This window comes from Nitratidesulfovibrio vulgaris str. Hildenborough, assembly GCF_000195755.1.
GTDB lineage: Bacteria > Desulfobacterota > Desulfovibrionia > Desulfovibrionales > Desulfovibrionaceae > Nitratidesulfovibrio > Nitratidesulfovibrio vulgaris.
In genome coordinates, this window is sequence record NC_002937.3 from 626,509 (window position 1) to 649,281 (window position 22,773).

Genomic DNA, 22,773 nt, shown 5'->3' on the forward strand with positions numbered 1-22,773 from the left:
GAATTGGGGGAGTTTTGAAAATCGTTAGTCCAGAATTGCAAGAGATGCTCGAGCAAAAAAAGCCAGTGGCAATTGAATTCGGAAGTGGGGATAGACCTCGTGATGGTTTTTTCCACATTGACCTCGTTGAAATGGATAGAGTTGATGTCGTTGCGGATCTTAATGATCCTTTATCATGTTTTCCTGATGATTCTGTGATTGAGATTTACGCTCATCATGTGTTAGAGCATGTCCGTAATTTTATACAGTTGATGCAAGAAGTTCATAGAGTATGTATGCGTGATTCAACAGTTACTATTGTTGTGCCTCATTACTCTAACCAATTGGCTTATTCAGACCCAACACATGTACGCTTTTTTGGCTTGTACACAATGTGTTATTTCGTGGAACGTGTTTTTCAGCCGTTTAAAAGAAAAGTTCCTGATTTTTATATAAAAGAAAAGTTTTTGCTTTGTGAAGTTGTGTATGATTTTGAACCTAAGAATACTTTTTTGGGAAGATTATTTACGCGCAGAGTGCAACTTTTTATTAATGCAAACCCAAAGCGGCAAGAATTCTACGAGAGATATCTCTGCCGGTTTTTTCCTGTAGCGAGTGTTCGTTATGTGCTTTCGCCTGTTAAATGATTTGAGTATATGTAGGGGATATGATTCGGTAAGGCCTATGAAAGTAGCATACGTTATCGGTGGTCTTCCATTCGGCGGTGTTGAAAGCTGGTTGCTAGATCTTGCGCGGCATGTTTCTAAAACTTCCGATTTCGAGTGCCGTGTCTTCAATGTCTCTGGAACAGGCGTCAAGATGCCTGAATATATCTCTTCCGGTGTCGATGTCGTGTGTGCTGGGAATAGCCTTGACAGCATTGCAACGCATCGAATCGACACTGTCTTGCGTCTGCGTTCTCAGCTTGTTGAATACGCCCCAGATATCATTCATACACTCCATTTTTCTGGAGACTACTGCGGTCGGCTTGCCTCGATTGGTCTCGGTGTTCCTGTTGTCACGCATTTGCGAAACATAAAGTGTGAACGTAAGTTGAGGCGTCGTTTAGCAAATAAATTGCTGTCGTTCTTTACAGACATGTACCTGTCCGTTTCCAGGGCCGTAGCAGACATGGTCGCCGACGATCACAACATTGCCAAGCGTCCATCCCGTGTCATCTACAACGCTGTTGATCCCCAGAAGCTAGCCGTGGAACCCCATGACCTGACTGCGATGTATGGCGTGTCAGGTCGTATTGTAGTTGGTGTAGGGCGCTATGTGGGGCAGAAGAACTTTGACTTGCTTCTAAGGGCACTCAGGCTAGTTCTTGACGAGGGGCATGATATTTCGGTTGTCCTAGTGGGAGAGGGTGGCGAACGGCCTCACCTTGAGAGGCTGATTCGCGAGCTGTCCCTTGAGGGACATGCGGTGCTTACCGGATACAGGCAAGACGTACCGCGTTTTTTGCGCGCGTCATATGCACTTGCGATGCCTTCTGATTTTGAAGGCCTTCCCATCACGCATCTTGAAGCCATGTTCTGTGGCCTCCCGGCAATCGTATCACGGCATGTTCCATCTCTGGAGATAGCTCGCGAGGCGTCCCTTGTTTGCAAGCGTTCGCCAGAGAGCATTGCACAGTGCATCATCCGACTACTTGAAGACGAAAAGTTGCACTCAACCCTCTCTAATACAGGTTCGCGTATCGCTTCAGAGCATACGATGGATCTCTATATCAAGACTCTCAAGGGCATCTACGATGAACTCGCGAGCAGGGGGAAGGAGATATAGAGGTGTGGTATTCTGGGAATCGTTAACCGCTCTGGGCGTGTGTAGCCCTCCCCTAGAATAGGTCCATTGAAAAATAGAGATTTCTGATCAAGATTGCCTCATGGAGTGCAAAATGAAGAAATCTCGATTTTCTGAAAGCCAAATCATCAGGATTTTGAAAGAAGCCGATGGCGGTCGCAAGGTCGTTGATATCTGCCGTGAAAACGGCGTGAGCCAAGCCACCTACTACCAGTGGAAGGCCAAGTTCGGCGGCATGGAAGCTTCGGATATCCGCAGGCTCAAGGAACTTGAAGAAGAGAACAGCAAGCTCAAGCGCATGTTCGCCAATCTCAGCCTCGAGAACGAGGCCTTGAAGGACGTCATTGCAAAAAAGCTTTGAGGCCAGCCGAGAAGCGCGATTTGGCGGATTTCATACACAGCGAGCATGGTCTCAGTGAGCGGCGGTCATGCGCTGCGCTGGGGCTTAGCCGGACAGTGTACCGGTATGAGCTCAAACCGAGAGATGATTCGCTGATCATTGAAGCGCTCCTGGGGCTGGCCGACAGGTATCCTCGTTACGGTTTCGGTAAGCTGTTCGCGGTATTGCGCCGACACGGTTTTCGCTGGAACCATAAACGCGTCTACCGGGTATATTGTCTTTTAAAGATGAACCTTCGGCGCAAAGGCAAGAAGCGCCTGCCCTCGCGAAACCCGCAACCACTGGCGGTTCCGCCATGCGCAAATGTCTGCTGGTCCATTGACTTCATGCATGACGCATTGGCTAGTGGTCAAAGGTTTAGGACGTTCAATGTGTTGGACGACTTCAGCCGTGAGTGTTTGGCTATCGAAGTTGATACGAATTTGCCAGCGGCACGAGTCTTGCGAGTTTTGGACCGAATAGTGGCTTGGCGCGGGCTGCCTGCCAAATTGAGAATGGATAACGGGCCGGAGCTGATTTCGGTGCTGCTGGCCGACTGGGCCGAGAAGAACGGCGTGGCATTGGAGTTCATCCAGCCAGGCAAGCCCACACAGAATTCGTACATTGAGCGGTTCAACAAGACCTATCGGGAAGAGGTTCTGGACTTCTATCTGTTCAAATCCCTTACAGAAGTGAAGGAAATTACGGAGAACTGGCTGCGGCAGTACAACGAGGAACGACCCCATGAGTCTCTTGGCGATTTGACCCCGGCAGAGTTCCTCCTGAAAAATTCACCCAAGGAAGTCTCTACTTTTGGATGGCACTAACTTGGGGAGGTTTACAATGTCGGGTCAGCATCCCGTTGCGGCTCCAGACACCCCGCACGCCCCCGGAACTGACCTGAACACCTTGCAAAACCAACTGTTGGGCCACGCGGACGGGGCCATGCGTCGGAAATTCAAGGCTGTACGCCAAAATCCTATCCTCTGTCGCCTCGTCCACCCGGTTCGGGTGTGGTTCTCGTGGCCCCGGCAGGCGGTCCACAAGCCCTTCTGCGCCAAACGTCTGGTAATTACGGCGGATTTCATAGAACTGCTGCCGCGAATACCCCATGATGCGGCACGCCTTGCTCACGTTGTCGAGTTCGCTTGCAAGCTCTAGCAGGCTCAACTTCCTTCGTGCTACCTTCTTGCCTGTGGTCATGTCGGATTCCTTGCTGGTGGTTGATGAAGCTTCGCAACCTCATCGCTACCCCAGTCGGGAACGGCATGACCACTTCCTTTTGAAGGGCCTACTGTCAGGTAATAACTAGCTCAGCACACATATGGCAAAATTTCGGCGGCGACATGTCCAACATGCCGCCGCCGATTCTTTTTCAGCCAGTGCCTGCTGCTTTAGGCGATGGCCCTGCTTTCTAAAGCCCCTTCTCCTGCATGAGCATGATCAGGTCGGCGAGGCGGCACGAGTAGCCCCATTCGTTGTCGTACCACGCAACGACCTTGGCGAGGCGTCCGTCCTGCACCGTCGTGTATTCGGCTTCGACGATTGACGAGTGCGGGTCGCCCTTGAAGTCCGACGACACGAGTGGCTTCTCGCTGAAGGCGAGAATACCGCTAAGTCTGCCCTGCGCGGCTTCCTTGAGGTCGGCGCGCAGTCCTTCGGTCGTGGCGTCTCTTTCGAGAATGGCTGTGAAGTCCACTACCGAGACTGTGGGGATGGGCACGCGCAGCGAGTAGCCTGTGAACTTGCCCTTGAGTTCAGGGATGACCTTGGCAACGGCCTGTGCTGCGCCCGTCGATGTCGGGATGATGTTCAGTCCTGCCGCGCGTGCGCGTCGCAGGTCCTTGTGGGGAAGGTCGAGGATGCGCTGGTCGTTGGTGTAGGCATGGACAGTGGTCATGGCACCGGTGGCGATGCCGTACTTCTCTTGGATGATGAGGGCCACGGGCGCGAGGCAGTTGGTGGTGCACGAGGCGTTGGACACCACATGGTGCTTCTGCGGGTCATAGGCGTGGTGGTTGACGCCCATGACGATGGTGATGTCCTCCTCCTTGGCGGGGGCGGAGATGATGACCTTCTTCGCCCCGTTCTCGATATGGACATGCGCCTGTTTCGCCGACCGGAAGATGCCCGTCGATTCGATGACCACGTCAACGCCGACATCACCCCAAATCAACTGCGCCGGGTCTCGCTGTGCGAAGCAGGTGACCTGCCAGTCGCCCACGCGCGCCATATTGCCGTCCACCTCCGGGGTGAAGGGGGCGCGTCCGTAGTTGGTGTCGTACTCAAGCAGGTGGAAGTTCGTGGCGGCGTCGAACAGGTCGTTGATGGCCACCACCTCGGCCTTGTCGCCATAGCGTTCGTGAATGGCGCGAAAGACCTGACGGCCTATGCGTCCGAAACCGTTGATGCCAATTCGTGTCTTGCGCATGGTGCTCCTCCGCCGGGCATCATTCTTCGAAGATGCGGACGTTGTACTTGCTGACGATTTCGTAGTCGGCGCGCAGCGCCTCGTGCAGCCGGGCGTTCTCGATGGCGATGGCCGAAATGCTTGCCACGGCCTTCATGAAGTCTTCTTCCTCATTGGTGAAATCGCGCTCGGTGGCGGAGTAGACGCGGAGGATGCCGATGGCCTTGCCCCCCACGATGAGCGGTGTGGAAAGCACAGAGGTCAGCCCTTCGGACTTGGCCGCCGAGGGGTACTGGAACCTGCCGTCGCTGCATGCATCGCGCAGGTGTATGGTCTTGCCTGCCAGCACTTCACCGTCCATGCCGCTTTTGGCGACCTCGACGGGGCCCTTGCGCATGTACCCGTCGGAAAGACCGTAGGCTGCGCTTGCCAGCAGCACCTTGCGTGTACGGTCGAGAAGCCGGATGGTGCTCGCCTTGCAGTTCAGTGCCGTTGCCGTCTGTTCCGTGATCTTGTCGAGAACGGTTCCGGTGTCGAGGCTTGAGTTGATAACCGTAGCCACACCCCAAAGGGCGCGGAAGAAATCCTGCGATGCCATGCTTCACCTCCATTGGTGCTATGCGACTCGATACATAACCACACATTTCGGCAACAGGGTCAAGTGTACGCTTCGGGGCGGAATGGTGACGACGCGCCTCGTCTGTGGTCTGACGCCGTATGGCAAAAGGGCCGGACATCACGGGGATGTCCGGCCCTTCGTGTAAGGCAGGGCTGATGATGGCGGTCTGGCGCGCTAGCGTGCGCTGCCGTCCCTAGCGAGCGTTGTCGTCGGTGGAGGACGTGCCCGTGTTCTTGGTGGAAGCGCCTGATGCGCTGCCTCCCGATGCGCTGCCTCCTGCAGCGTCATCACTGTCGCGGGCAGGGGTGCCCGGAATCCATCCGGTGGGGATGTGGGTCGCCCCTTCATCCCCCCCTTCACTGCGGGTCTTGATGACCGACACGACCATCGAACCGCCTATGATGAGCGCCGTCACAAGAAGCGCCACATCGGTGGGGATGATCTTGGCGGCGAACCATGCGTTGATGATCATCTTGGCACCGATGAACACCAGCACCAGCGAGAGACCGTACTTGAGGTAGCGGAAGCGATGGATGATGCCCGCCAGCGCGAAGTACAGGGCTCGCAGCCCCAGAATGGCGAAGACGTTGGAGGTGTACACGATGAACGGGTCGCGCGAGACCGCGAAGATGGCGGGGATGGAGTCGAGCGCGAACACGAGGTCGGTGAACTCGATGATGGTGAGCACCATGAGCAGGGGGGTGGCGTAGAGTTTGCCCGCACGCCTGACCATGAAGTGGTTGCCGTCATAGCCCTCGGTCATGGGGAACAGGCGGCGGAAGGTGCGGGTGACCACGTTGCCTGCCATGTCCGGTTCGCTGTCGGCAGCGAGCAGCATCTTGACGCCCGTGACGGCAAGGAAGGCGCCAAAGACGTAGATGACCCAGTGGAAGGCTTCCAGTATGGCGGCGCCAGCCACGATGAGTCCGGCACGCATGACCAGCGCGCCGAGAATGCCCCAGAACAGCACCCGGTATTGCAGGTGGCGTGGTACCGAGAAGTGCGTGAACACCAGCACGAACACGAAGATGTTGTCGACGCTGAGGCTCTTTTCGATGAGATAGCCAGTGAGGAACTCAAGCCCCTTCTGCTCTCCCATGAACATGAAGATGCCGCCGCCGAAGAGCATGGCGAGCACGAAATAGGCAAGACTCATCCACAGGGCTTCCGCGACGGACATGTCGCGGTCCTTGCGGTGCAGGACGCCGAGGTCGAACGCGAGGAGCAGCAGGACAAACAGGTTGAACCCGCCCCACATGACGAAGTCGGACATGAAATCTCCACAGGAAGTGTTTGGGGTGTCGTACGGGGAACCCGCACGGCGGACATCCCGGTCGGGACGCCATTACGGGAATCTAATCCTCTCGCCGCCGGGATGCAAGGGGACAGGCGTGTCAGCCTGCGAGAGAGTCTTCATCGGCGGCGAGGCGTCTCGCCACGGTGGCGGGGTCGTCCCGTTCGAGGACGATGTGGCGGACGGCTTCGCGGGGTTGTTGCGCCTGATGATGGGCATACGCCTTGTCATAGTATCGCAACAGGATGCGCACGGCAGTGGTATGGTCGCCGGCACGCAGGGCGTCGGCGCATCGCCGCCATGCATCGTCGCCAAGGCGCTTGCGGATGCGCTCAAGCCCGTGAAGCATGGCCTCGGTTTCGCCCGTGGCTGCGTATTCGGCCACGAGGCGGGCGACGCGGGCTTCCAGCGGCAACTCGACAGTGACAAGCCTGCCATGTTCGATGTGGGTGAAGAAGGCGTCGCACATGGCTACGGTGCCGATGCGGCTGCTTTCGTCCTCCATCCATATGGGGCGACCATGGTCGAGGCGCGACCATACTTCGTACAGGGCCGCTTCGAATTGTTCGTTGGTGGGTTGCTTGCCAAGGCCGATGCTGCCGAAGGCAGACCCGCGATGGTTCGCAAGCCCTTCGAGGTCGACGACCTGACAGCCGAGGTCGGCCATGGCATGCAGGATGTCGGTCTTGCCCGTGCCGGTCATGCCGCCCAGCACGATGACCCGCGCAGGGCGCGCCAGCTGGGCGCGTACGTGGGCGCGGTAGGCCTTGTAGCCACCTTCGAGCAGGTGCACGGTGTAGCCCGCGCTTTCAAGAAGCCATGCGAGGCTGCCGCTACGCATCCCGCCGCGCCAGCAGTGGACCAGTACCTCGTGGCGGTTCTCGCACAGGTGTTGCGCCCGTGCCAGCATGGCGGAAAGGTGCGGCCCCACCAGTTGCAGGGCGAGATGCACTGCAGCCTCGCGCCCGCTGCGCGCGTAGAGCGTGCCCACGGCCTCGCGCTGCGCGTCATCGAGGACGGGCAGGTTGAGTGCGCCGGGTATGGCGCCCCGCGCGTGTTCAGAGGGGGAGCGGGCATCAAGCACGGGTAGACCCGTGTCGCGCAGGGCAAGGAAGGTGGAGGCGTCTATGATATGCGGCATGTGGTTTCCGGTGGTTGGCGTCGCGCGTGTTGTGCGATGGAATGTGAGGTTTGTCCAGCGTGCGGACGTGTGGGCAGTAGGCAAGGCGCAGGGTGACATGCTACTCGCCTCGACGTGGGCATGTCATGGCGTTCACTGCCGGTGCGTCCGGAAAACGTGACATGTGAACGATGGCAGCGGCTTCGGGGATACGACCAGCGCGGTGCGACCTTGGGATGGGTGCCCGGGGCTGATGTCGCATGGCACGTGTGCCAGTTTGCGGGAATCCGGAGGAATGGATGAAGCTCAAGCTCGAACTGGTGTTCAAGGACAGGGTTGGCATCGTCTCGGATGTCTCGTCACTGCTGGCCGGAGAAGGGTATTCCATCGTCTGCATGGAGGTCGAACGTCGGCATGACCGGTCGCACGTCCATATCGAGGCCGATGGTGCGGGAGAGGGGGCCTTCGCCGCACTGCGGCAGCGGTTCGAGTCCATGCGGGGGCTGCTCGAATGCCGCGAGGTACAGACCTTGCCTGCAGAAGAGCGCGAGAACCGCATCAAGGTGGTGCTGGACACCATCGGGGATGGCGTCATGTCCATCGACGGTGGCGGGCGCATCACCTCCATCAACAAAGTCGCCCGCGAGGCCTACGGTTGCGCCGGAGAGGACGTGACGGAGCGCAGTCTCACCTCGCTGCGCCTGCCCGACCACGGGCTTCTCGACTGCCTGCACGGGCGGGAATTGCACGATGCCCGGCGTGAACTCGCAACCCCGCTCGGAAGGTTGCAGTTCTTCGTCACGCGAACCCCCATACGCGATGGTGTGGGGCGCATCATCGGCGCGGTGGAGATTGCCCGCGACATGCGCGAGATACGTAAACTCGCCCGTACCCTCGTCGATGCCGACCATGTGGGTTTCGACGACATCGTGGGCCACCACCCGGCCATCGAAGCCGCCATCGCCTTCGCACGCCGGGTCGCAGCCACGGATGCCGTCATCGCCATCAGGGGCGAGTCGGGAACCGGCAAGGAGCTTTTCGCCCGTGCCATGCACGCCGAAAGCGGACGCAAGGGACCCTTCGTGCCCATCAACTGCGCGGCACTGCCTGAACAGCTTCTGGAGAGCGAGTTGTTCGGGTACGAGCGCGGGGCCTTCACGGGCGGCAGGCGTGAGGGCAAGCCGGGGCTTTTCGAATCGGCGCGTGGCGGCACTGTCTTCCTCGACGAAATCGGCGACATGCCCCTTGCCTCGCAAGCCAAGATTCTGCGCGTGATGCAGGAACAGAGGGTGCGCCGCATCGGCGGAGAGGCCGAAGTGCCTGTGGATGCGCGCATCATCACGGCGACGAACAGACCCCTTGAGCGCATGGTCGAGGATGGACGTTTCCGGCAAGACCTCTACTATCGCATCAACGTACTGCCCATGCACATACCGCCCCTGCGCGAACGACGCGGGGATATCCCGTTGCTGGCGAATCACTTCCTGCAGCAACTCGCGTCGCGCATCGGCGGGGCTGCCCCGGCGTTCACCGACGGGGCGCTGGCCCGGTTGCGGTCGCATGAATGGCCGGGAAACGTGCGCGAACTCAAGAACGTGGTGGAACGTGCCGCTATCCTTGCCGGTGGTGCCGTGGTGGACGACCAGTTCATCCTGTTCAGTCATGAGTTGGGCAAGGGCGTGTTCAACGCGGCGCGCACAGCCTCTGCTGCGGGGCAGGGCGATACTCTGAAGGAGCAGGTTGCCAATTTTGAAAAGAAAATCGTCGAAGATGTGGTCCGCCGCGCACCTTCCATTCGAAAGGCAGCGAAAATACTAGGAATATCGCACACGGCGCTTCTCGATAAGATGCGGCGTCACGGCGTCATTCTGGAAGAATGACAGACCGCGTGGTTGGTTTACATTCCAATAATAGTATAAATGATTTCATGTTGTTCTTATTGTATCGTCTCGGGTTGGCATGTTTTAGGACCACGGTGTCGTCTTTCTTGATGCACGCGGCGGCAGAGTGCCTTTTGTCGCCGCAACTCTTTGTTTTACCAAACAATCGCTAACATCCTGTTCTGTGTTGCACTTTTTGTAAAATTCAGGCCTCCGTCCCGCGCCGGTCGGCTGGCGGGCATCACGTGCGTAGCGTTGGCAAGGCCTTTGCTATCGTGGTGATGATGGCAGATGGTCTGTCATGGGCAACACTACGAGGCAGGGCACCCGTTCCGCGCAACGGGGCGCCGCAATCGGTCAATGTCACGGAGGCACAGCATGGTCGTCGGTATCCTCAAGGAAATCAAAGCGGAAGAGAATCGTGTCGCCATGACCCCGGCCGGGGTTGAGGTGCTTTGCCACCACGGGCACACCGTACTGGTCGAGGCCGGTGCGGGGGCAGGCAGCGGCTTCATGGACGAGGCCTATGTGGCTGCGGGGGCGACCCTGATTGCCACCCCGGCAGAGATTTATGGGCGTGCCGACATGGTGATGCACGTCAAGGAACCGCAGCCGTCGGAGTATCCGCTCATCCGCAAGGGGCAGGTGGTCTTCACCTACCTGCATCTTGCGGCCGACGAGGAACTCACCCGGGCACTCATGGACACCGGCGCCGTGTGCATCGCGTACGAGACCATCCAGAAGGCCGACGGCACCCTGCCGTTGCTGACTCCCATGAGCGAGGTCGCCGGGCGCATGGCCATCCAGCAGGGGGCCAAGTACCTTGAGATGGCACAAGGCGGGCACGGCGTGCTGTTGGGCGGCGTGCCCGGTGTCGACCCCGGCACGGTGGTCGTCATCGGCGGCGGCGTGGTCGGCACCAATGCCGCCAAGATGGCCTGCGGTCTCGGGGCCAAGGTCTACATTCTCGACATGAATCTCGACAGGTTGCGCTATCTGAGTGACATCATGCCCGCCAACTGCTTCCCGCTCATGTCGTCCCCTTCGTTGTTGCGGAAACTCGTCCGTGAGGCGGATGTGGTGGTGGGTGCCGTGCTCATCACCGGGGCGAAGGCCCCGCGCCTCGTCACCCGCGACATGCTCAAGACCATGAAGCGCGGTGCCGTACTCGTGGACGTGGCCATCGACCAGGGCGGCTGCTTCGAGACGTCGCACCCCACGACGCACGGTTCGCCCATATTCGTCGTGGACGGCGTCGTGCACTACTGCGTGGCGAACATGCCGGGGGCCGTGGCCAAGACCTCCACCCTTGCGCTGACCAACGCCACGCTGCCGTATGCCGTGGCCCTCGCCGACAAGGGGTGGCGGCGCGCCATGTCCGAAAGTCACGAGATGGCACTGGGAGCCAACGTCGTCGACGGCAAGATTACCTACGCGGGCGTGGCCGAAGCGTTCGGGCTGCCTCTCGTGTCTGTGGAGTCGCTGTTCTAGTCTCCATCCACTCTGGGGTGAGGGGGGCGAGGGCCGTGCATGTTGCCGGCTGTGTGCAGGAGGCGCACCGGGGTGATGCCCCTGCGCGCCGAAGGTGACGTCGTTGCGAGGACAGCAGGCACGTGCGGGCGGGGTGTCTGCGGGCTACGGTGTGTCGTGCCGTCCTCATCCCATGATGCCGACGGGGTCGACCGGGCTGCCTTGCCTGTATGATGTCTTTGCCCCGTAGCGATATGTCGCACCCCGTCCCGTCTTTGGCGGGGCGGGGTGTTCCTTGTGCGGGGGCGAACTCTAACGGGCGCTACGTTGTCATTCCGCAGATGAGAGCTTATTCTCTTCAGGAAAAAGCAGCTGAAGAACACGGGCGGTAGCCGTCGCGCAGTGCGCGTCGCAGACGGAGGCGGTCATGGAAGAACGGCGTGAGCATCAGCGTCTGTACCTCAGGCATTACGGTACGGACTACAGCTATCAGGTCATGGTGGGGGGCAGGGAGACGGCCGCCCGCCTGCTGGACATCAGCCTCGGCGGGGCACGCTTCTCCATGAGGGAGCCGTTGCAGTACGCGGAACCGGGAGATGCGGGCAGCGTGGTAGGGCCTTCCCGTGCGCCGGAGTATGCCGGGTACTTCCGTGAGGTGGGCTATACCGTCGCATGGTGTGAGGGCGAACAGTTCGGGGTCGTGTTCGACACCCCTCTGCAGCGTGACTACACCGACCTCTGCTTCGACTTCGCTCCGCGTCTCTGAGTGCTTCCTGCCTCGCTCCTGTTCCGCCTCCAGACCTTCTCTCCTCTCGTGTTCGCCCTGATGGTTCGAATGCGCCCGTGTGCACCCGTGTCATGACGGGGCTGTCTGCGTGGTATCCGTGTCCTGAACGATCGAGGGCCCGTCCCTTCCGCATGGCACCCATGCAAGATGGCGGACTGTTTACGCGTCTTGCGCGCTAACTGCTTGTCCTCACCGGGCCTGACAGGCTATGTGTGGATGTAGAAAGCCTGTCTTGCGTCGTCGCCGGGTGTACGGTGCGCCAACGGGGCGGTCGAAGTCGGGTCCGGATATGTCCGGGGCCGTCTTCGAGACGACCCGACCTTGCCCGGCATGGCCCCGCATACGGGTATGGACCGAGTCTTCCCGGAATGTTGCAGGCCTATGCTGGCAGGCATGACCCAAGGAGCCCTCATGACCAAGGTTTTCCATTCTCCGTTCGTATGGCTGTGTGCGGTGATATGCACGCTTGTTGTGGGAACGTCCTCTGCCCGTGCGGCAGATGACGATGGCGAGGTCGAATGCGTGACGACCGAGTGGAAGCTTCTCGGGTCGAACCACAAGGTGTGCGTGTTCGCCTTTCGCGACCCCGACATCCCCGGCGTTGCCTGTTACATCAGTCAGGCGAAGACCGGTGGCATAGGCGGTTCGCTTGGCCTTGCCGAAGACCCTTCCAACTTCGCCATCTCGTGCAGTCAGGTCGGCCCCATCGATATCCCGGCGAAATTGCCTCGCAAGGCCAACGTCTTCAAGGAGTCCACCTCGGTCTTCTTCAAGGCGACACGTGTCGTCCGCATCTGGGATTCGGCACGCAACACGCTGGTCTATCTTGCCGTGAGCAAGCGTCTCATCGAGGGGTCTCCGTACAACGCCGTCTCAACCGTACCCGTGCGTCGCTGATGTGTGAGGTGCGATGCAGCAAGGCGGGTATCGTTCTTTTCGTGGCAACTGTGCAGCAATGGAGGTCGTAATGCGGAGAGGTCGGTTGCGGGCGGTAGCCCCCGGTTTTGCCATCCTCATGATGCTGGCATGGGCTGCCAGTGCCGTGGCAGGGAAGATAGGTGCCTATTCGGCTGACATGGTTAGCCTTGACGCTGCGGGCAAGGTCGAAGCGTCGACCCGGATATACGTCGACGCGGGGCGGATGCGTCTTGAACTGCCGCCGCAGGAGGGAATGCAGGGCATGACCATCATCGTGCGGCCGGACCTCAAACTGCAGTGGATGGTCGATGTGGAAAGCCGCACCTGCCTTGAACACTCCCTCGACGACGCCCAACTGCGTGCCATCGCCCCCGCCATGGCGGCGGCGACCCCCGACAGCCGCGAGGAACGTCTCGGTACGGAGACCGTTCAGGGGTACAAGGCCGAAAAGAAGCGGGTGACCACGACGCAGAAGGTGATGGGGCAGGTGGTGCGCAACGTCAGCCTCGTGTGGCAGGCGGAAGAGTTCGATATCCCGTTGCGCGAGCGCGACGAGGAGGGCTTCACGGAAGAGCTTCGCAACATCAAGGTCGGGGCGCAGCCTGCATCGTTGTTCGAGGTGCCTTCGGGCTACCGGGTGGTCAAGGGCAAGGTCGGGCAGATGCCGCCCGGCATGATGCCGCAAGGCATGTCGCCGGAAGGGATGTCTCCGGGAGCCATGCAACTGCCGGAAGGGATGACACTGCCTGAGGGCATGATGCCGCCGGGGATGCGGCCCGGGATGCCTTCTGGCGGAAAGACCCAGTAGGGCGGGTTCGGCAAGAGGCGAACCTGCGCGGTCGACCGATTGTACGCCCCCCGGAAGGGGGGCTTTTCGTCTGTCGGGAGAGTGGCTGCGCCCTGGACGGTGTGTCGCGCCTGTCGCCCGCGATGCATGAACCTGATGCGGGAAGGACGCGTCCTGTGCCCTCCCGCCTGAAGGGAGGGAAGGCTGAATGCGGCGGTGGCCGCGTGTTGGCGGCGGCGTAGATGACGGGCGGCTGCCCGGACACGCTGTCATGTCCGGGTATGGCGGCCTGTGCACCACCGCAGCCGTGCGGCCTGAAACGAAGCTAGCGCGATTCCATGATGAACATGCGCGGTTTTTTCGTTTCGGGGTCGCGCACCGTCAGTTCGATGGTGCGCACATTGCGTCGCACTTCGAGCACCGTTGCCTGAAAGGTGTTGTCGGCGTCGTAGTCGTAAATCTCTACGGCGTCCCCGACGACGGGCATCCTGTCCGTGTTCACCTCCACAAGGCCGGTGGTCTCGGCATCGAAACCGTCCCACGCCATGGCGGCAACGGGCAGGCTCAGCATCAGGGCGCAGAAGAGGGCGATGATGGTATGTTTCATGGGCCTCTCGTAGCAGAGGCCCTTTTCGGTTGCAACCGTGAGCAGGGGCGGGGCTTTCGGGGGGCGTCACCCTTGCCTGCGCCAGCTGCGCGCGTTGCCCTTCGGCGTCCAGCGTGCCGGGGTGCCCGTTGATGTGCCGTGCAGTGGCTGTTCTCGGGGGGGCTGGTCGTCCGCAGGTCAATGTCCCCGGTCGGTGGTGCAGCGGCGAACAGCCCTGTTCTTGCCCGGTCATTGGAAAAGATGCAGCAGGTGACCGTAGCCTTGCTGTTCGAGGTCCTCCACCGGGACGAAACGCAATGCCGCCGAGTTGATGCAGTAGCGCAACCCCGTAGGCTGGGGCCCGTCCGGGAAGACATGCCCCAGATGGCTGTCACCATTCCTGCTGCGTACCTCCGTGCGCGTGGTGAAGAGCTTGCGGTCGACACGTTCGACGATGCCCTGCGGGTCTACGGGTCTGGTGAAACTTGGCCAACCAGTGCCTGAATCGTACTTGTCACGCGAACTGAAGAGCGGTTCACCGGACACGATGTCGACATACAGCCCCTCGCGCTTCTCATCCCAGTACTCGTTCCGGAAGGGCGGTTCGGTACCTTCCTCCTGCGTGACATCGTATTGCAACGGCGTGAGCCGTTTTTTGAGTTCTTCTCTGCTGGGCTTCATGGGGGACGCCTCCTGCGTGTGACTTGTGGTTACGGCAGGGCCGTGCCCGACCGGGAACATGGAAACGGCCAGTGCCACGAATCCGGCGACCAGACCGTAAAGCCATAGCCTTGTCATGCGTCGTGGTGCCATGTCCGTCTCCTTTCCTGTTATGGTGCCGTGGTGCCTCTTCGGAGGTAACCCCGGAATGCCGACAGTCAATGCCCCCTTGCGTGAGGCGAAGAACGTGTTCATGGTATCGGGAACGGCTATTCTGCCGTAATCTTGTGCAAGACCGAGAGCAGGTGGCCCCGCATTGAGGGTGGCGCCGTGCGCGGTTAGGGTCGCAACAGGCGTGGTCATTTCGCCGAATCTCAAGGAGACCGCATGTCATATGATGTCGATGATGCGCTGAAGCGTCTTGAGCGCAAGCTCAAGGCCCTGCGCGCCAAGAACTACATTCCCGATTCGCTGCTGGAGATCGTGGCACGCACCGCAGCCATGCAGGCCGATGCGAGGGCCCGTGTCAGTGTGGCCCTGCCTGAAGGGCTGGCCACTCCCGATGCCCATGTCCAGGGTGCCCCCTTGCTTGCGCGTGATGCCTTTCCCTACGACAGGGCCGTGACCGCGCAACTCTTCGGGCGTCTTCTCGCCATGCTGCATGCCGCGGGCGGAAGTCTCGGCATGTCGGCAGACGCATTCAAGGCAAGGCTTGAGGCTGGCGAAGTGACGCTCGAGGCCCTGTGTGACGCCATGTTGCGTGATGACGAGGCGTTCTTCGAGGCATGGGCAGGGAAGATGCCCGAGGCACCCAGCCTCGTGCGATTTCTCGCGCTCGGCAGCCTCGTGCCGTCGCTTGAGGCTGTCGCCTCGCTGCTGGCACTGAACCATGACCCCGAAAGCGTATGGCAGCATGGGCACTGTCCGCTGTGCGGCAGCGCGCCTCTCATCTCCCGCATCGCGGGCAAGGAGGGAGCACGGTACAGCACCTGCTCGTTCTGTCGCCACGAATACCGTACTGCGCGACTCCAGTGTCCCTTCTGCCTCGAAACCGCGGCGGAGAAGCTCGAGTATTTCACAGCCGACGGTGAACCGGGCTATCAGGTGCATGTGTGCCGTTCTTGCGACAGCTACATCAAGCTGGCCGACTTCAGGGAATACGACCGCGAGTCCATCCCGGTGCTGGACGACCTTGAATCGCTGGCGCTGGACATCCTCGCACGACAGCAGGGGTTTTCGCGTCCGACGGCCTCGGCGTGGGGGTTCTAGCATGGAAGCCCCGCCCGTACCGCGTCCCGTCGAGGTGCGCCAGTGGCGCGACGGAGAGTGGCGTCCGCTTGCCGATGTGGTGAGTCACGAGGTTCCGGTCTCCGTGGTTTGGGAGGGCGGTTCATGCAGACTGTGGGCGTGGCCGCAGGATATCGGCGACCTCGCCCTCGGGCATGTGCTGCTCGACAGGCTGCACGACGGGCCACCCGACGGGCCGTCTCCGGCAGGCATCCGGCGCGGTGACGCGCGGTGCACGGATGGCGTGTGGCATGTGCGGTTGGCGCCGAACCCCGCGCCCCCCGCAGTGGCCGACGTAGCTCCAGATGCCGCAAAGGGCGAAGAGCCGCAGCGGGGTGCAGCCTCGGCACCCGGACGTCTCTCTGCACCCGAACTGCTGGAGACCATGCGCATGTTCATGGGGGCACAGGGCTTGTGGGACGGCACTGGCTGTTTCCACAGGGCCGGGGTGTTCTCGGTGACCAAGGGCGAGGTGGTGCGCCGTGCCGAAGACATCGGCAGGCACAACTGCATCGACAGGCTCGCCGGGTGGGCTGCACGCGAGGGGGTCGACCTCTCCTCGCATGTGCTGCTGGTCTCGGCGCGGGTGACGGCAAGTCTCTTCGCCAAGGCGCGCAGGGCCGGATTTACATGGATCGTCAGCCGTTCGGCGGTGACGACAGCCTCTGTGGACATGGCGCGCGAACAGGGGGTGACGCTGGTGGGCTTCGCGCGTGACCGCGAAGAACGTTTCACCGTGTTCACCGACCGCGCGGGGAGGGTCGCTCCGTGAGGGATGCTCTCCATGTGACGGCGGACGATGCCGACGCCACGGATGACGCAATCCCGGACAGCCGGGAGACGGGCGTCACCGGGGTCGTGCTGGCGGGGGGGCTTTCCACCCGTCTGGGGCACGACAAGGCCGTCATCCGTCTGCATGGAGAGCAAGGGCCAGACCTTCTGGTGCGTACGGCGGCCCTTCTGGAACCGCTGGTCGACGAAGTATGGATATCGTGCCGTCCGGGGCGGTGCGTCACCGGGCCATATCTGCGCATCTACGACGAGGTGCAGGGGCTCGGGCCTTTCGGAGGGGTCATGACGGCCTTGCGTGCGGCGCAGGGGCCTGTGCTGGTGTTGTCCTGCGACCTGCCCTTCATGGAGCGCACCCTGCTGGAACGCCTGCTCGAACGTCGTGGTGCGCGGCATCCAGAGGCTCTCATGACCACGTTCCGGCAGGAGGAGACAGGGTTCATCGAGTCGCTGGTGGCGGTGTACGAATACGCCTGCCTGCCGTTCTTCGAGGACGCCCTGACCGACGGGGTGCACAAGCTTTCACGGGTGATACCGGCTGAACGTCGGGAGGATATCGTGTACACCCAGAACGAGGCGTTGCCCTTCTTCAACGTCAACTACCCCGCCGACCTCGAGATGGCGCGGCGTATCATCGGGGCGTTATGAACCACTACGACGACAGGCCCGCTTCCTCTCTCGTCGACCTGCACGGCCGCAGGGTGCGCTATCTTCGGCTTTCCGTCACTGACAGGTGCAACCTGCGCTGCCTCTACTGCTGGGGCGGCGGGGGGATGCGCTTCATCCCCCATGACGACATCCTGCGTTATGAAGAGATGGCGCGGCTGGTCGATGTGGCTGTGGAAAGCGGGGTCGAGAAGGTGCGTCTCACCGGCGGCGAACCGCTGGTGCGCAAGAACGTGTTGCATCTCGTCGAACTGGTGCGGAAGAAACACCCCGCCATCGACCTGCGCATCACCACCAACGGTACGCTTCTCGAGTCGCATGTGGCGGGGCTGCGCGACCTTGGCGTGAGCACGGTCAACGTCTCGCTGGATACGTTCCGGCGCGAGGTGTTCCATGAGGTCACCGGGCGCGACTTCCTGCCGCAGGTGATGGCGGGCATGGAAGCTGTCCTTGCGGCGGGGCTGTCGCTCAAGGTCAATGCCGTGGCCCTGCGCGGTGTCAATGATGGCGAGTTGGCGACGTTCGTCGATTTCGCCCGCAACCATCGCGTGGATGTGCGTTTCATCGAGTTCATGCCCATGGGCTGTGGAACGCGCTGGAACGACGCCAACTTCTGGCCGGCAGACGACATCCTCGCCCGTGTGCACGACCTGGCCGACCTGCGGCCCGTTGTGCCCGACAAGGGCGGACGCGGCCCCGCGCGGCTGTTCGACATCGTGGGCGGGCAGGGCCGTTTCGGTGTCATCACACCCATGTCAGACCATTTCTGTGGCGATTGCAACAGGTTGCGCGTCACTTCGGACGGGCGTCTGCGTACCTGTCTCTTCGCCGACCGGGAATACCGTCTGCGCCCGCTACTGCGCCATCCTAAACTGGGTGTGGAGGCCGTGCGAAGGGTCATCGCCCTTGCCAACAGGCGCAAGCCGCTCGGGTTCAGGCTTCTGGAACGTATGCGCCCCGGTCTTGCGGTGGCCGAACGGCGTATGACCGCCATCGGGGGCTAGGCAGGCGGTACGACGACCGCCTGCATCAAGCCTGAAGCACGCCCCCGGTGAGGCCACGTCATGCTCCTGCCCCAAGGCGGCGGATGCAGGCTCGGCCCCGGCATCAGTTGCGTCGGGCGGCAGCACAGGGCGGGAGCCCAAGGGCCTCACATGCTCACCAGTGTGCGAGAGCGCTGCTACGCGGAACCAACTCCACAGGACTCGCTCGCGGTGTGGAAAGGGGCGCATGGAAGCCGCTACGGTGTGGTATCATCCTGCCGAAGGGGGTCGAAGAGGCGTCCGAAGCCCATGACCTCGAACACGGTGCGCAGGTTGTCGGATGCGCCGGTGATGTGCACCTTGCGGTCCAGCGTCGCGGCCCTGCCCAGCAGGGTGGTGAGCGTGGTGATGGCAGCGCCGTTGAGTGCCGTCGATTCCCCGAAGGCCAGCGTCACCCTTGGCGCACCGGAAAGAAGGGCCTCTTCGAAGGCATGCCGCAGCATGGCTTCGCCCTGACCGCTCACCGTTCCCACCACACGCACCACGGCACCATCTTCTGAAGTCTCGCACCTGATGGACTCCGCACAATCGTGTTTGAGCCGGATGCGGTCGGCTGCACGTTCCAGTGCCGTGACCAGTTCTTCGCGTCGTACGGGCTTGTTGATGAAGTCGGTGGCGTCGAGGTGCAACGCCTCGATGGCGAGGTCCACATCCCCATGACCCGTGATGACGATGACCTCGCACCGGGGGTCGGCCTCCTTGAGGCTGCGCAGTACGTCCATGCCGTCCATGCCGGGCATCTTGATGTCGGTGAGCACCACATCGGGGTGGGCGTCATCGAAAAGCCGCAACCCCTCTTCACCGGAGGACGCCGTGACCGGGGAATGGCCCAGTGCCGTGAGGATGAGGGCGAACATCTTGAGCGTCGGTTGTTCGTCGTCGATGACGAGGATGCGCATGACTTCTCCTGCGGTGTGCTGCGCTGTGGGGCTTGTTATGCCACGGGCCTTCGCTGTTCCGTACCGTCTTCGGTGGTCGTCGGGAAGGTGAGCGAAAACTCCGTGCCTCCAGTGGGAACGCCGTCGATGCGGATGTCGCCGCCGTAGCTGCGGACGATGCCGTAGACGATGGCAAGCCCCAGTCCCATGCCCTGCCCTGTGGCCTTGGTGGTGAAAAAGGGCTGGAAGACCTGCTCGCGCAGAGTGGCGGGGATGCCGCAGCCGTTGTCTTTCACCGAAAGTGTGACCGTATCGCCCTCGTGCGAGGTGGTGATGGTGATGCGCCCGCGCAAGCCGGCGTCGCGTCGCATCCGTTCGATGACGGCATCACGCGCGTTGGTGATGATGTTGAACACCACCTGCTGCAACCGGTTGTTGTGCGCCTTGACGGGCGGCAACGCATCGCCGAGGTGCAACTCGAACTCGACATTCTGCAACAGGAACTGATGCTCTACGAGCAGCAGCACCGAGCGCACCGGGGCGTTGAGGTTGACCGGTTCCTCGAGAATCTCCGACTTGCGCCCGAACGAGCGCAGGGTGTTGATGATCTCTGTCGCACGGTCGACCTGCCCGCAGATATCCAGCGTCACCTCGCGCAACTGTTCCGGCGGCACGGGTAGCCCCTGTTCCAGCGCCATGTTCAGGTAGTCGCTGCCCATGCGGATGGCGTTCAGCGGCTGGTTCAGTTCGTGCGCCACCCCTGCGGACATCTCGCCAAGCGACTTCATCTTGGCCGCCTGCACTATCTGGGCGTCCTTCTCCAGCATCTCGGTGATGTCGGTGGTGGAGACGATGATGGCGGGGCGCGCCCGGTAGCTGATGGGGCAGGCATGAAGGTTCACCCAGAACGTGGAACCGTCCTTGTGGTACTGCGCCACCTTGGGCAGGTGGACGCATCCCGTGGGTGAACTGTCTTCGTCGAACAGGCGGGGGCATTCGCGCATGGCGTCGCCGCCCAGCTTCTCGAAGCTGAGGCCCACAAGCTCTTCCCGTGCGTAGCCGTACTGTTCCACGGCGCGGGGGTTGGCGTCGAGGATGGTGCCCCTCTCGCAATCCACGACGAAGATGGGGTCGGGGCCGCTGTCGAAGAGCGAGCGGTATTTGCCTTCCGACTCTTGCAGGCGTTTGCGGTACAGCTTGATGGACCAGACCATGTTGCGGAACGAGTCGGCCAGCTGGATGACCTCGTCCCCCTGCCGCTTGCGGTAGAAGACGCAGGTGCGACAGCGGTGGAGATGTTCGGGGCTGGTGCGTGCGTGCCGCTGGTCGTCGAAGTGCCAGCAGGGGAGGTCGGTGTCGGAGTAGGCGGGACAGTCGAGGATGTTCCATCCCTGGTCGGGCATGTCGAGGTCGACGGCCGTGTTGAAGTTGCCGCGTGAGAGGTCGTCGGAGATGTTGGTGAGGCGCGAGACAGGGGCGGTGATGTATCGGGCCAGATAGTGGCTGATGATGAAGGTGATGATGACCACCGCCGTGATGAAGCCGAGGAACGTCACCCGCAGCTTGCCCACAAGGCTGTCCATGTGCGCCTTGTTGAGGCCCACGTGCACCGTGCCTATCTGGTACAGCCCTTCGCGGACGGGGACGGCGATGTCGTATGCCTCGCGCCCGTGGACGCGCACCAGTTCCATGGAGCGTGCCGCACCTTCGGGAAGGGGGTTGGCGGCCTTGAGGTGTGAGGGGAAGGGTCGGATGAAGGTGTGGGCCAGCAGCGCGTCGGAGGTGTCGAGCACGTAGATGTAGGCCACGAGTTGCGTGCGTTCGCGCAGTTGCGCCTCATCGAAGATGAGGCCGACGAGTTGCGGGGTGTCGCCGTCGAGGATGAAACCGGCCCCGCGTGCCGCGACGCTGTGCGCGATGGCCGTGCCGCGCATCTGGAGTTCGTCGGTGAGGCTCGAGACCAGAATCCAGCGGGCCAGCAGCGCAATGGTGCCGCTGATGGCCATGATCACCACTAGGATGGTGAAGAAGAACTTCTTCTGGAGGCCCAGCTTGTGGAAGCGGCGCAATATCATGGCTGCCCCCCCTTGTTGCTGGCGGGTCTGGCTGCCGAGGGCGGGGCACCCGCCTCGCGCATGAGTTCGAAGCGACCCCCGACAAGGCGGGTGAAGTAGACGCTGCCCATGCCCTGCCTGCTTTCGGGCGAGAAGCTCACCACCGTGCGTCCCCCGAGGGGGTAGTCGCGCAACGACTCCAGCGCGCGGACGAACCCCTCACGTGTGAGGTCGGGGCCGGCACGCCGCAACCCTTCGACGAGAATGCGCGCGTTGATGTAGCCTTCAAGGCCGATGGCACTGGGTGTGGCGTCGGGATAGTAGCGCTTCAGGAGATTCACGTACTCCGTGGTGCAGCCGAGAATGGCAGGGGCCTCGGGGGCGTCCGGCGGGGGCACGACCTGTGAGAGCAGCACCTTGGCGTCGGTGTGGCCCAGAAGACGCGCCAGTTCCTCCGCGCCCGTGAACGACAGGGCGTGGTAGACGGCATCGAAGCCCGCCTCCTCTGCCATGCGGATGAACCGGGCTGTGGGTTCGGAGGTGCCGACCATGAGAACAGCCTCTGCATCGGAGGCGATGATGCGGTGCAGCCCGTCTTCGATGTTGTCCGTCCCTCTGGCGTATGAGCCTCGCGCCACAGGGGCGAGGCCTAGTTCGCGCAACGCCAGTTCAGTGCCCGTGAGGCCGTCGAAGCCGTAGGCGTCATACTGGTAGAAGACGGCGATGCGCGTGAGCCCGAGGTCGTGGACGAGATGCCGCACGGCGGCGTCGGTCTCCTGATAGTACGAGGCCCGGACGTTGAACACGTAGCGGCTGAAGGGGTCGCGCAACCCGTTGGCACCTGTGAACGCCCCCACGAGGGGGATGCGCGCCTCGTCGACAAGCGGCAGGATGCGCATGGTGGTGGGGGTGCCCACATAGCAGGTGAGGGCGAACACCTCTCCGGAGATGAGCTGTTCCTGCGTGTTGGCGAGACAGCGCGGGGGGTCGTAGCCATCGTCACGGGCGTCCAGTTCGATGCGTCGACCGTGTACCCCGCCGGAATCGTTGACGTGGTTGATGTAGGCCAGTGCCCCGCGCAGTGTCTCGACACCGAGATACCGGGCGTGGCCGGTGAGGGGTAGCGACGAGCCAAGGCGGATGGTGGCTTCCGTGACGCCGGGAACCCTGCCGGGGTGTTCTGCGTCGGGGTCGTCGGGCGTGCAGGCCGCAAGGCCCGTCAGCAGGGCGAACAGAAGGGCGAGCGCAAGCCTCACGAGCGCGGGGTTGTGGCGCGACGGATGGGGCAAGGCAGGCCTCCTGTAACGATGTTAAGCGGTTGAGACACCATAGCCCCGCAGGGGCAAGACGTCCAGTGTCTG

General features: G+C 61.7%; 21 protein-coding genes and 1 pseudogene. 12 read left to right on the forward strand and 10 right to left on the reverse strand.

Features of this window, described 5'->3' with window-relative positions; all coding sequences use genetic code 11:
• The first annotated feature begins 14 nt into the window (after positions 1 to 14).
• From DVU_RS02680 to DVU_RS02690, 3 genes are all read left to right on the forward strand, one after another.
• A complete protein-coding gene (locus tag DVU_RS02680) occupies positions 15 to 626 on the forward strand; it encodes a class I SAM-dependent methyltransferase (protein WP_223295132.1) in 612 nt (203 codons plus the stop codon).
• A 37-nt stretch (positions 627 to 663) separates the two neighbouring features.
• Positions 664 to 1,767 carry a glycosyltransferase family 4 protein gene (locus DVU_RS02685; RefSeq protein WP_010937865.1) on the forward strand — a complete coding sequence of 368 codons (1,104 nt, stop codon included), beginning with the start codon at positions 664 to 666 and terminating at the stop codon, positions 1,765 to 1,767.
• 112 nt (positions 1,768 to 1,879) lie between these two features.
• A protein-coding gene (locus DVU_RS02690; protein ID WP_150103615.1) for an IS3-like element ISD1 family transposase occupies positions 1,880 to 2,991 on the forward strand; the annotation gives its coding sequence in 2 pieces (ribosomal slippage) (positions 1,880 to 2,132 and positions 2,132 to 2,991; 1,113 coding nt in all).
• Between the two features lie 16 nt (positions 2,992 to 3,007).
• Here the strand turns inward: DVU_RS02690 and DVU_RS02695 are convergent.
• The 5 genes and pseudogenes from DVU_RS02695 to mnmH form a co-directional block, all read right to left on the reverse strand.
• Positions 3,008 to 3,367: pseudogene (locus DVU_RS02695) on the reverse strand (helix-turn-helix domain-containing protein); the annotation flags it as partial.
• A 211-nt stretch (positions 3,368 to 3,578) separates the two neighbouring features.
• Entirely contained in the window at positions 3,579 to 4,595 is a 1,017-nt protein-coding gene (gene gap, locus DVU_RS02700; protein WP_010937869.1) for a type I glyceraldehyde-3-phosphate dehydrogenase, read from the reverse strand.
• A gap of 19 nt (positions 4,596 to 4,614) precedes the next feature.
• Positions 4,615 to 5,172 (reverse strand): GAF domain-containing protein, encoded by a 558-nt coding sequence (locus DVU_RS02705; RefSeq protein ID WP_010937870.1) that lies wholly within the window; start codon positions 5,170 to 5,172, stop codon positions 4,615 to 4,617.
• 214 nt (positions 5,173 to 5,386) lie between these two features.
• Positions 5,387 to 6,466 carry a TerC family protein gene (locus tag DVU_RS02710; RefSeq protein WP_010937871.1) on the reverse strand — a complete coding sequence of 360 codons (1,080 nt, stop codon included), beginning with the start codon at positions 6,464 to 6,466 and terminating at the stop codon, positions 5,387 to 5,389.
• A gap of 121 nt (positions 6,467 to 6,587) precedes the next feature.
• Positions 6,588 to 7,628, reverse strand: a complete 1,041-nt coding sequence (mnmH, locus tag DVU_RS02715) for a tRNA 2-selenouridine(34) synthase MnmH (RefSeq protein ID WP_010937872.1) — start codon at positions 7,626 to 7,628, stop codon at positions 6,588 to 6,590.
• Positions 7,629 to 7,906: 278 nt separating this feature from the next.
• Between mnmH and DVU_RS02720 the strand changes: the two genes are divergently transcribed.
• The 5 genes from DVU_RS02720 to DVU_RS02740 all read left to right on the forward strand — a co-directional run bounded on the left by DVU_RS02720 (position 7,907) and on the right by DVU_RS02740 (position 13,470).
• A complete protein-coding gene (locus DVU_RS02720) occupies positions 7,907 to 9,487 on the forward strand; it encodes a sigma 54-interacting transcriptional regulator (protein WP_010937873.1) in 1,581 nt (526 codons plus the stop codon).
• Positions 9,488 to 9,865: 378 nt separating this feature from the next.
• Positions 9,866 to 10,978 carry an alanine dehydrogenase gene (gene ald / locus DVU_RS02725; protein WP_010937875.1) on the forward strand — a complete coding sequence of 371 codons (1,113 nt, stop codon included), beginning with the start codon at positions 9,866 to 9,868 and terminating at the stop codon, positions 10,976 to 10,978.
• A 406-nt stretch (positions 10,979 to 11,384) separates the two neighbouring features.
• Positions 11,385 to 11,723 carry a PilZ domain-containing protein gene (locus tag DVU_RS02730; protein ID WP_010937876.1) on the forward strand — a complete coding sequence of 113 codons (339 nt, stop codon included), beginning with the start codon at positions 11,385 to 11,387 and terminating at the stop codon, positions 11,721 to 11,723.
• 432 nt (positions 11,724 to 12,155) lie between these two features.
• A complete protein-coding gene (locus DVU_RS02735) occupies positions 12,156 to 12,641 on the forward strand; it encodes a CreA family protein (protein WP_011792825.1) in 486 nt (161 codons plus the stop codon).
• 70 nt (positions 12,642 to 12,711) lie between these two features.
• Positions 12,712 to 13,470, forward strand: coding sequence for a DUF4412 domain-containing protein (locus tag DVU_RS02740; protein ID WP_011792824.1), 759 nt, complete (start codon positions 12,712 to 12,714; stop codon positions 13,468 to 13,470).
• Positions 13,471 to 13,774: 304 nt separating this feature from the next.
• Here DVU_RS02740 and DVU_RS02745 read toward each other — a convergent pair whose 3' ends face one another.
• Positions 13,775 to 14,056: a DUF5334 domain-containing protein gene (locus DVU_RS02745; protein ID WP_010937878.1), complete on the reverse strand. Its 282-nt coding sequence runs from the start codon at positions 14,054 to 14,056 to the stop codon at positions 13,775 to 13,777.
• 228 nt (positions 14,057 to 14,284) lie between these two features.
• Positions 14,285 to 14,848, reverse strand: a complete 564-nt coding sequence (gene msrB / locus DVU_RS02750) for a peptide-methionine (R)-S-oxide reductase MsrB (RefSeq protein ID WP_014524252.1) — start codon at positions 14,846 to 14,848, stop codon at positions 14,285 to 14,287.
• 234 nt (positions 14,849 to 15,082) lie between these two features.
• Between msrB and DVU_RS02755 the strand changes: the two genes are divergently transcribed.
• Genes DVU_RS02755 through moaA form a run of 4 tightly spaced genes read left to right on the forward strand, consistent with a single transcriptional unit; the run spans position 15,083 to position 18,441 of the window.
• Positions 15,083 to 15,964 (forward strand): formate dehydrogenase accessory protein FdhE, encoded by an 882-nt coding sequence (locus tag DVU_RS02755; protein WP_010937880.1) that lies wholly within the window; start codon positions 15,083 to 15,085, stop codon positions 15,962 to 15,964.
• 1 nt (position 15,965) lies between these two features.
• Positions 15,966 to 16,754 (forward strand): formate dehydrogenase accessory sulfurtransferase FdhD, encoded by a 789-nt coding sequence (locus tag DVU_RS02760; RefSeq protein ID WP_010937881.1) that lies wholly within the window; start codon positions 15,966 to 15,968, stop codon positions 16,752 to 16,754.
• On the forward strand, positions 16,751 to 17,419 hold the full coding sequence (locus tag DVU_RS02765) for a molybdenum cofactor guanylyltransferase (protein WP_010937882.1): 669 nt from the start codon (positions 16,751 to 16,753) through the stop codon (positions 17,417 to 17,419). The genes DVU_RS02760 and DVU_RS02765 overlap by 4 nt, the downstream gene beginning before the upstream one ends.
• On the forward strand, positions 17,416 to 18,441 hold the full coding sequence (moaA, locus tag DVU_RS02770) for a GTP 3',8-cyclase MoaA (protein ID WP_010937883.1): 1,026 nt from the start codon (positions 17,416 to 17,418) through the stop codon (positions 18,439 to 18,441). The genes DVU_RS02765 and moaA overlap by 4 nt, the downstream gene beginning before the upstream one ends.
• A 236-nt stretch (positions 18,442 to 18,677) precedes the next feature.
• Here moaA and DVU_RS02775 read toward each other — a convergent pair whose 3' ends face one another.
• Genes DVU_RS02775 through DVU_RS02785 form a run of 3 tightly spaced genes read right to left on the reverse strand, consistent with a single transcriptional unit; the run spans position 18,678 to position 22,701 of the window.
• Complete coding sequence (locus DVU_RS02775) at positions 18,678 to 19,379, reverse strand: response regulator (protein ID WP_010937884.1); 702 nt, start codon at positions 19,377 to 19,379, stop codon at positions 18,678 to 18,680.
• A gap of 35 nt (positions 19,380 to 19,414) precedes the next feature.
• Positions 19,415 to 21,433 (reverse strand): ATP-binding protein, encoded by a 2,019-nt coding sequence (locus tag DVU_RS02780; RefSeq protein ID WP_010937885.1) that lies wholly within the window; start codon positions 21,431 to 21,433, stop codon positions 19,415 to 19,417.
• Positions 21,430 to 22,701, reverse strand: a complete 1,272-nt coding sequence (locus tag DVU_RS02785; RefSeq protein WP_010937886.1) for an ABC transporter substrate-binding protein — start codon at positions 22,699 to 22,701, stop codon at positions 21,430 to 21,432. The genes DVU_RS02780 and DVU_RS02785 overlap by 4 nt, the downstream gene beginning before the upstream one ends.
• Positions 22,702 to 22,773 lie beyond the last annotated feature (72 nt).

Coding starts and splice junctions, on each gene's coding strand:
- DVU_RS02685 (WP_010937865.1), top strand. CDS start 664: ATGAAAGTAGCATACGTTATCGGTGGTCTTCCATTCGGCGGTGTTGAA.
- gap (WP_010937869.1), bottom strand. CDS start 4,595: ATGCGCAAGACACGAATTGGCATCAACGGTTTCGGACGCATAGGCCGT.
- DVU_RS02705 (WP_010937870.1), bottom strand. CDS start 5,172: ATGGCATCGCAGGATTTCTTCCGCGCCCTTTGGGGTGTGGCTACGGTT.
- DVU_RS02710 (WP_010937871.1), bottom strand. CDS start 6,466: ATGTCCGACTTCGTCATGTGGGGCGGGTTCAACCTGTTTGTCCTGCTG.
- mnmH (WP_010937872.1), bottom strand. CDS start 7,628: ATGCCGCATATCATAGACGCCTCCACCTTCCTTGCCCTGCGCGACACG.
- DVU_RS02720 (WP_010937873.1), top strand. CDS start 7,907: ATGAAGCTCAAGCTCGAACTGGTGTTCAAGGACAGGGTTGGCATCGTC.
- ald (WP_010937875.1), top strand. CDS start 9,866: ATGGTCGTCGGTATCCTCAAGGAAATCAAAGCGGAAGAGAATCGTGTC.
- DVU_RS02730 (WP_010937876.1), top strand. CDS start 11,385: ATGGAAGAACGGCGTGAGCATCAGCGTCTGTACCTCAGGCATTACGGT.
- DVU_RS02735 (WP_011792825.1), top strand. CDS start 12,156: ATGACCAAGGTTTTCCATTCTCCGTTCGTATGGCTGTGTGCGGTGATA.
- DVU_RS02740 (WP_011792824.1), top strand. CDS start 12,712: ATGCGGAGAGGTCGGTTGCGGGCGGTAGCCCCCGGTTTTGCCATCCTC.
- DVU_RS02745 (WP_010937878.1), bottom strand. CDS start 14,056: ATGAAACATACCATCATCGCCCTCTTCTGCGCCCTGATGCTGAGCCTG.
- msrB (WP_014524252.1), bottom strand. CDS start 14,848: ATGGCACCACGACGCATGACAAGGCTATGGCTTTACGGTCTGGTCGCC.
- DVU_RS02755 (WP_010937880.1), top strand. CDS start 15,083: ATGTCATATGATGTCGATGATGCGCTGAAGCGTCTTGAGCGCAAGCTC.
- DVU_RS02760 (WP_010937881.1), top strand. CDS start 15,966: ATGGAAGCCCCGCCCGTACCGCGTCCCGTCGAGGTGCGCCAGTGGCGC.
- moaA (WP_010937883.1), top strand. CDS start 17,416: ATGAACCACTACGACGACAGGCCCGCTTCCTCTCTCGTCGACCTGCAC.
- DVU_RS02775 (WP_010937884.1), bottom strand. CDS start 19,379: ATGCGCATCCTCGTCATCGACGACGAACAACCGACGCTCAAGATGTTC.
- DVU_RS02780 (WP_010937885.1), bottom strand. CDS start 21,433: ATGATATTGCGCCGCTTCCACAAGCTGGGCCTCCAGAAGAAGTTCTTC.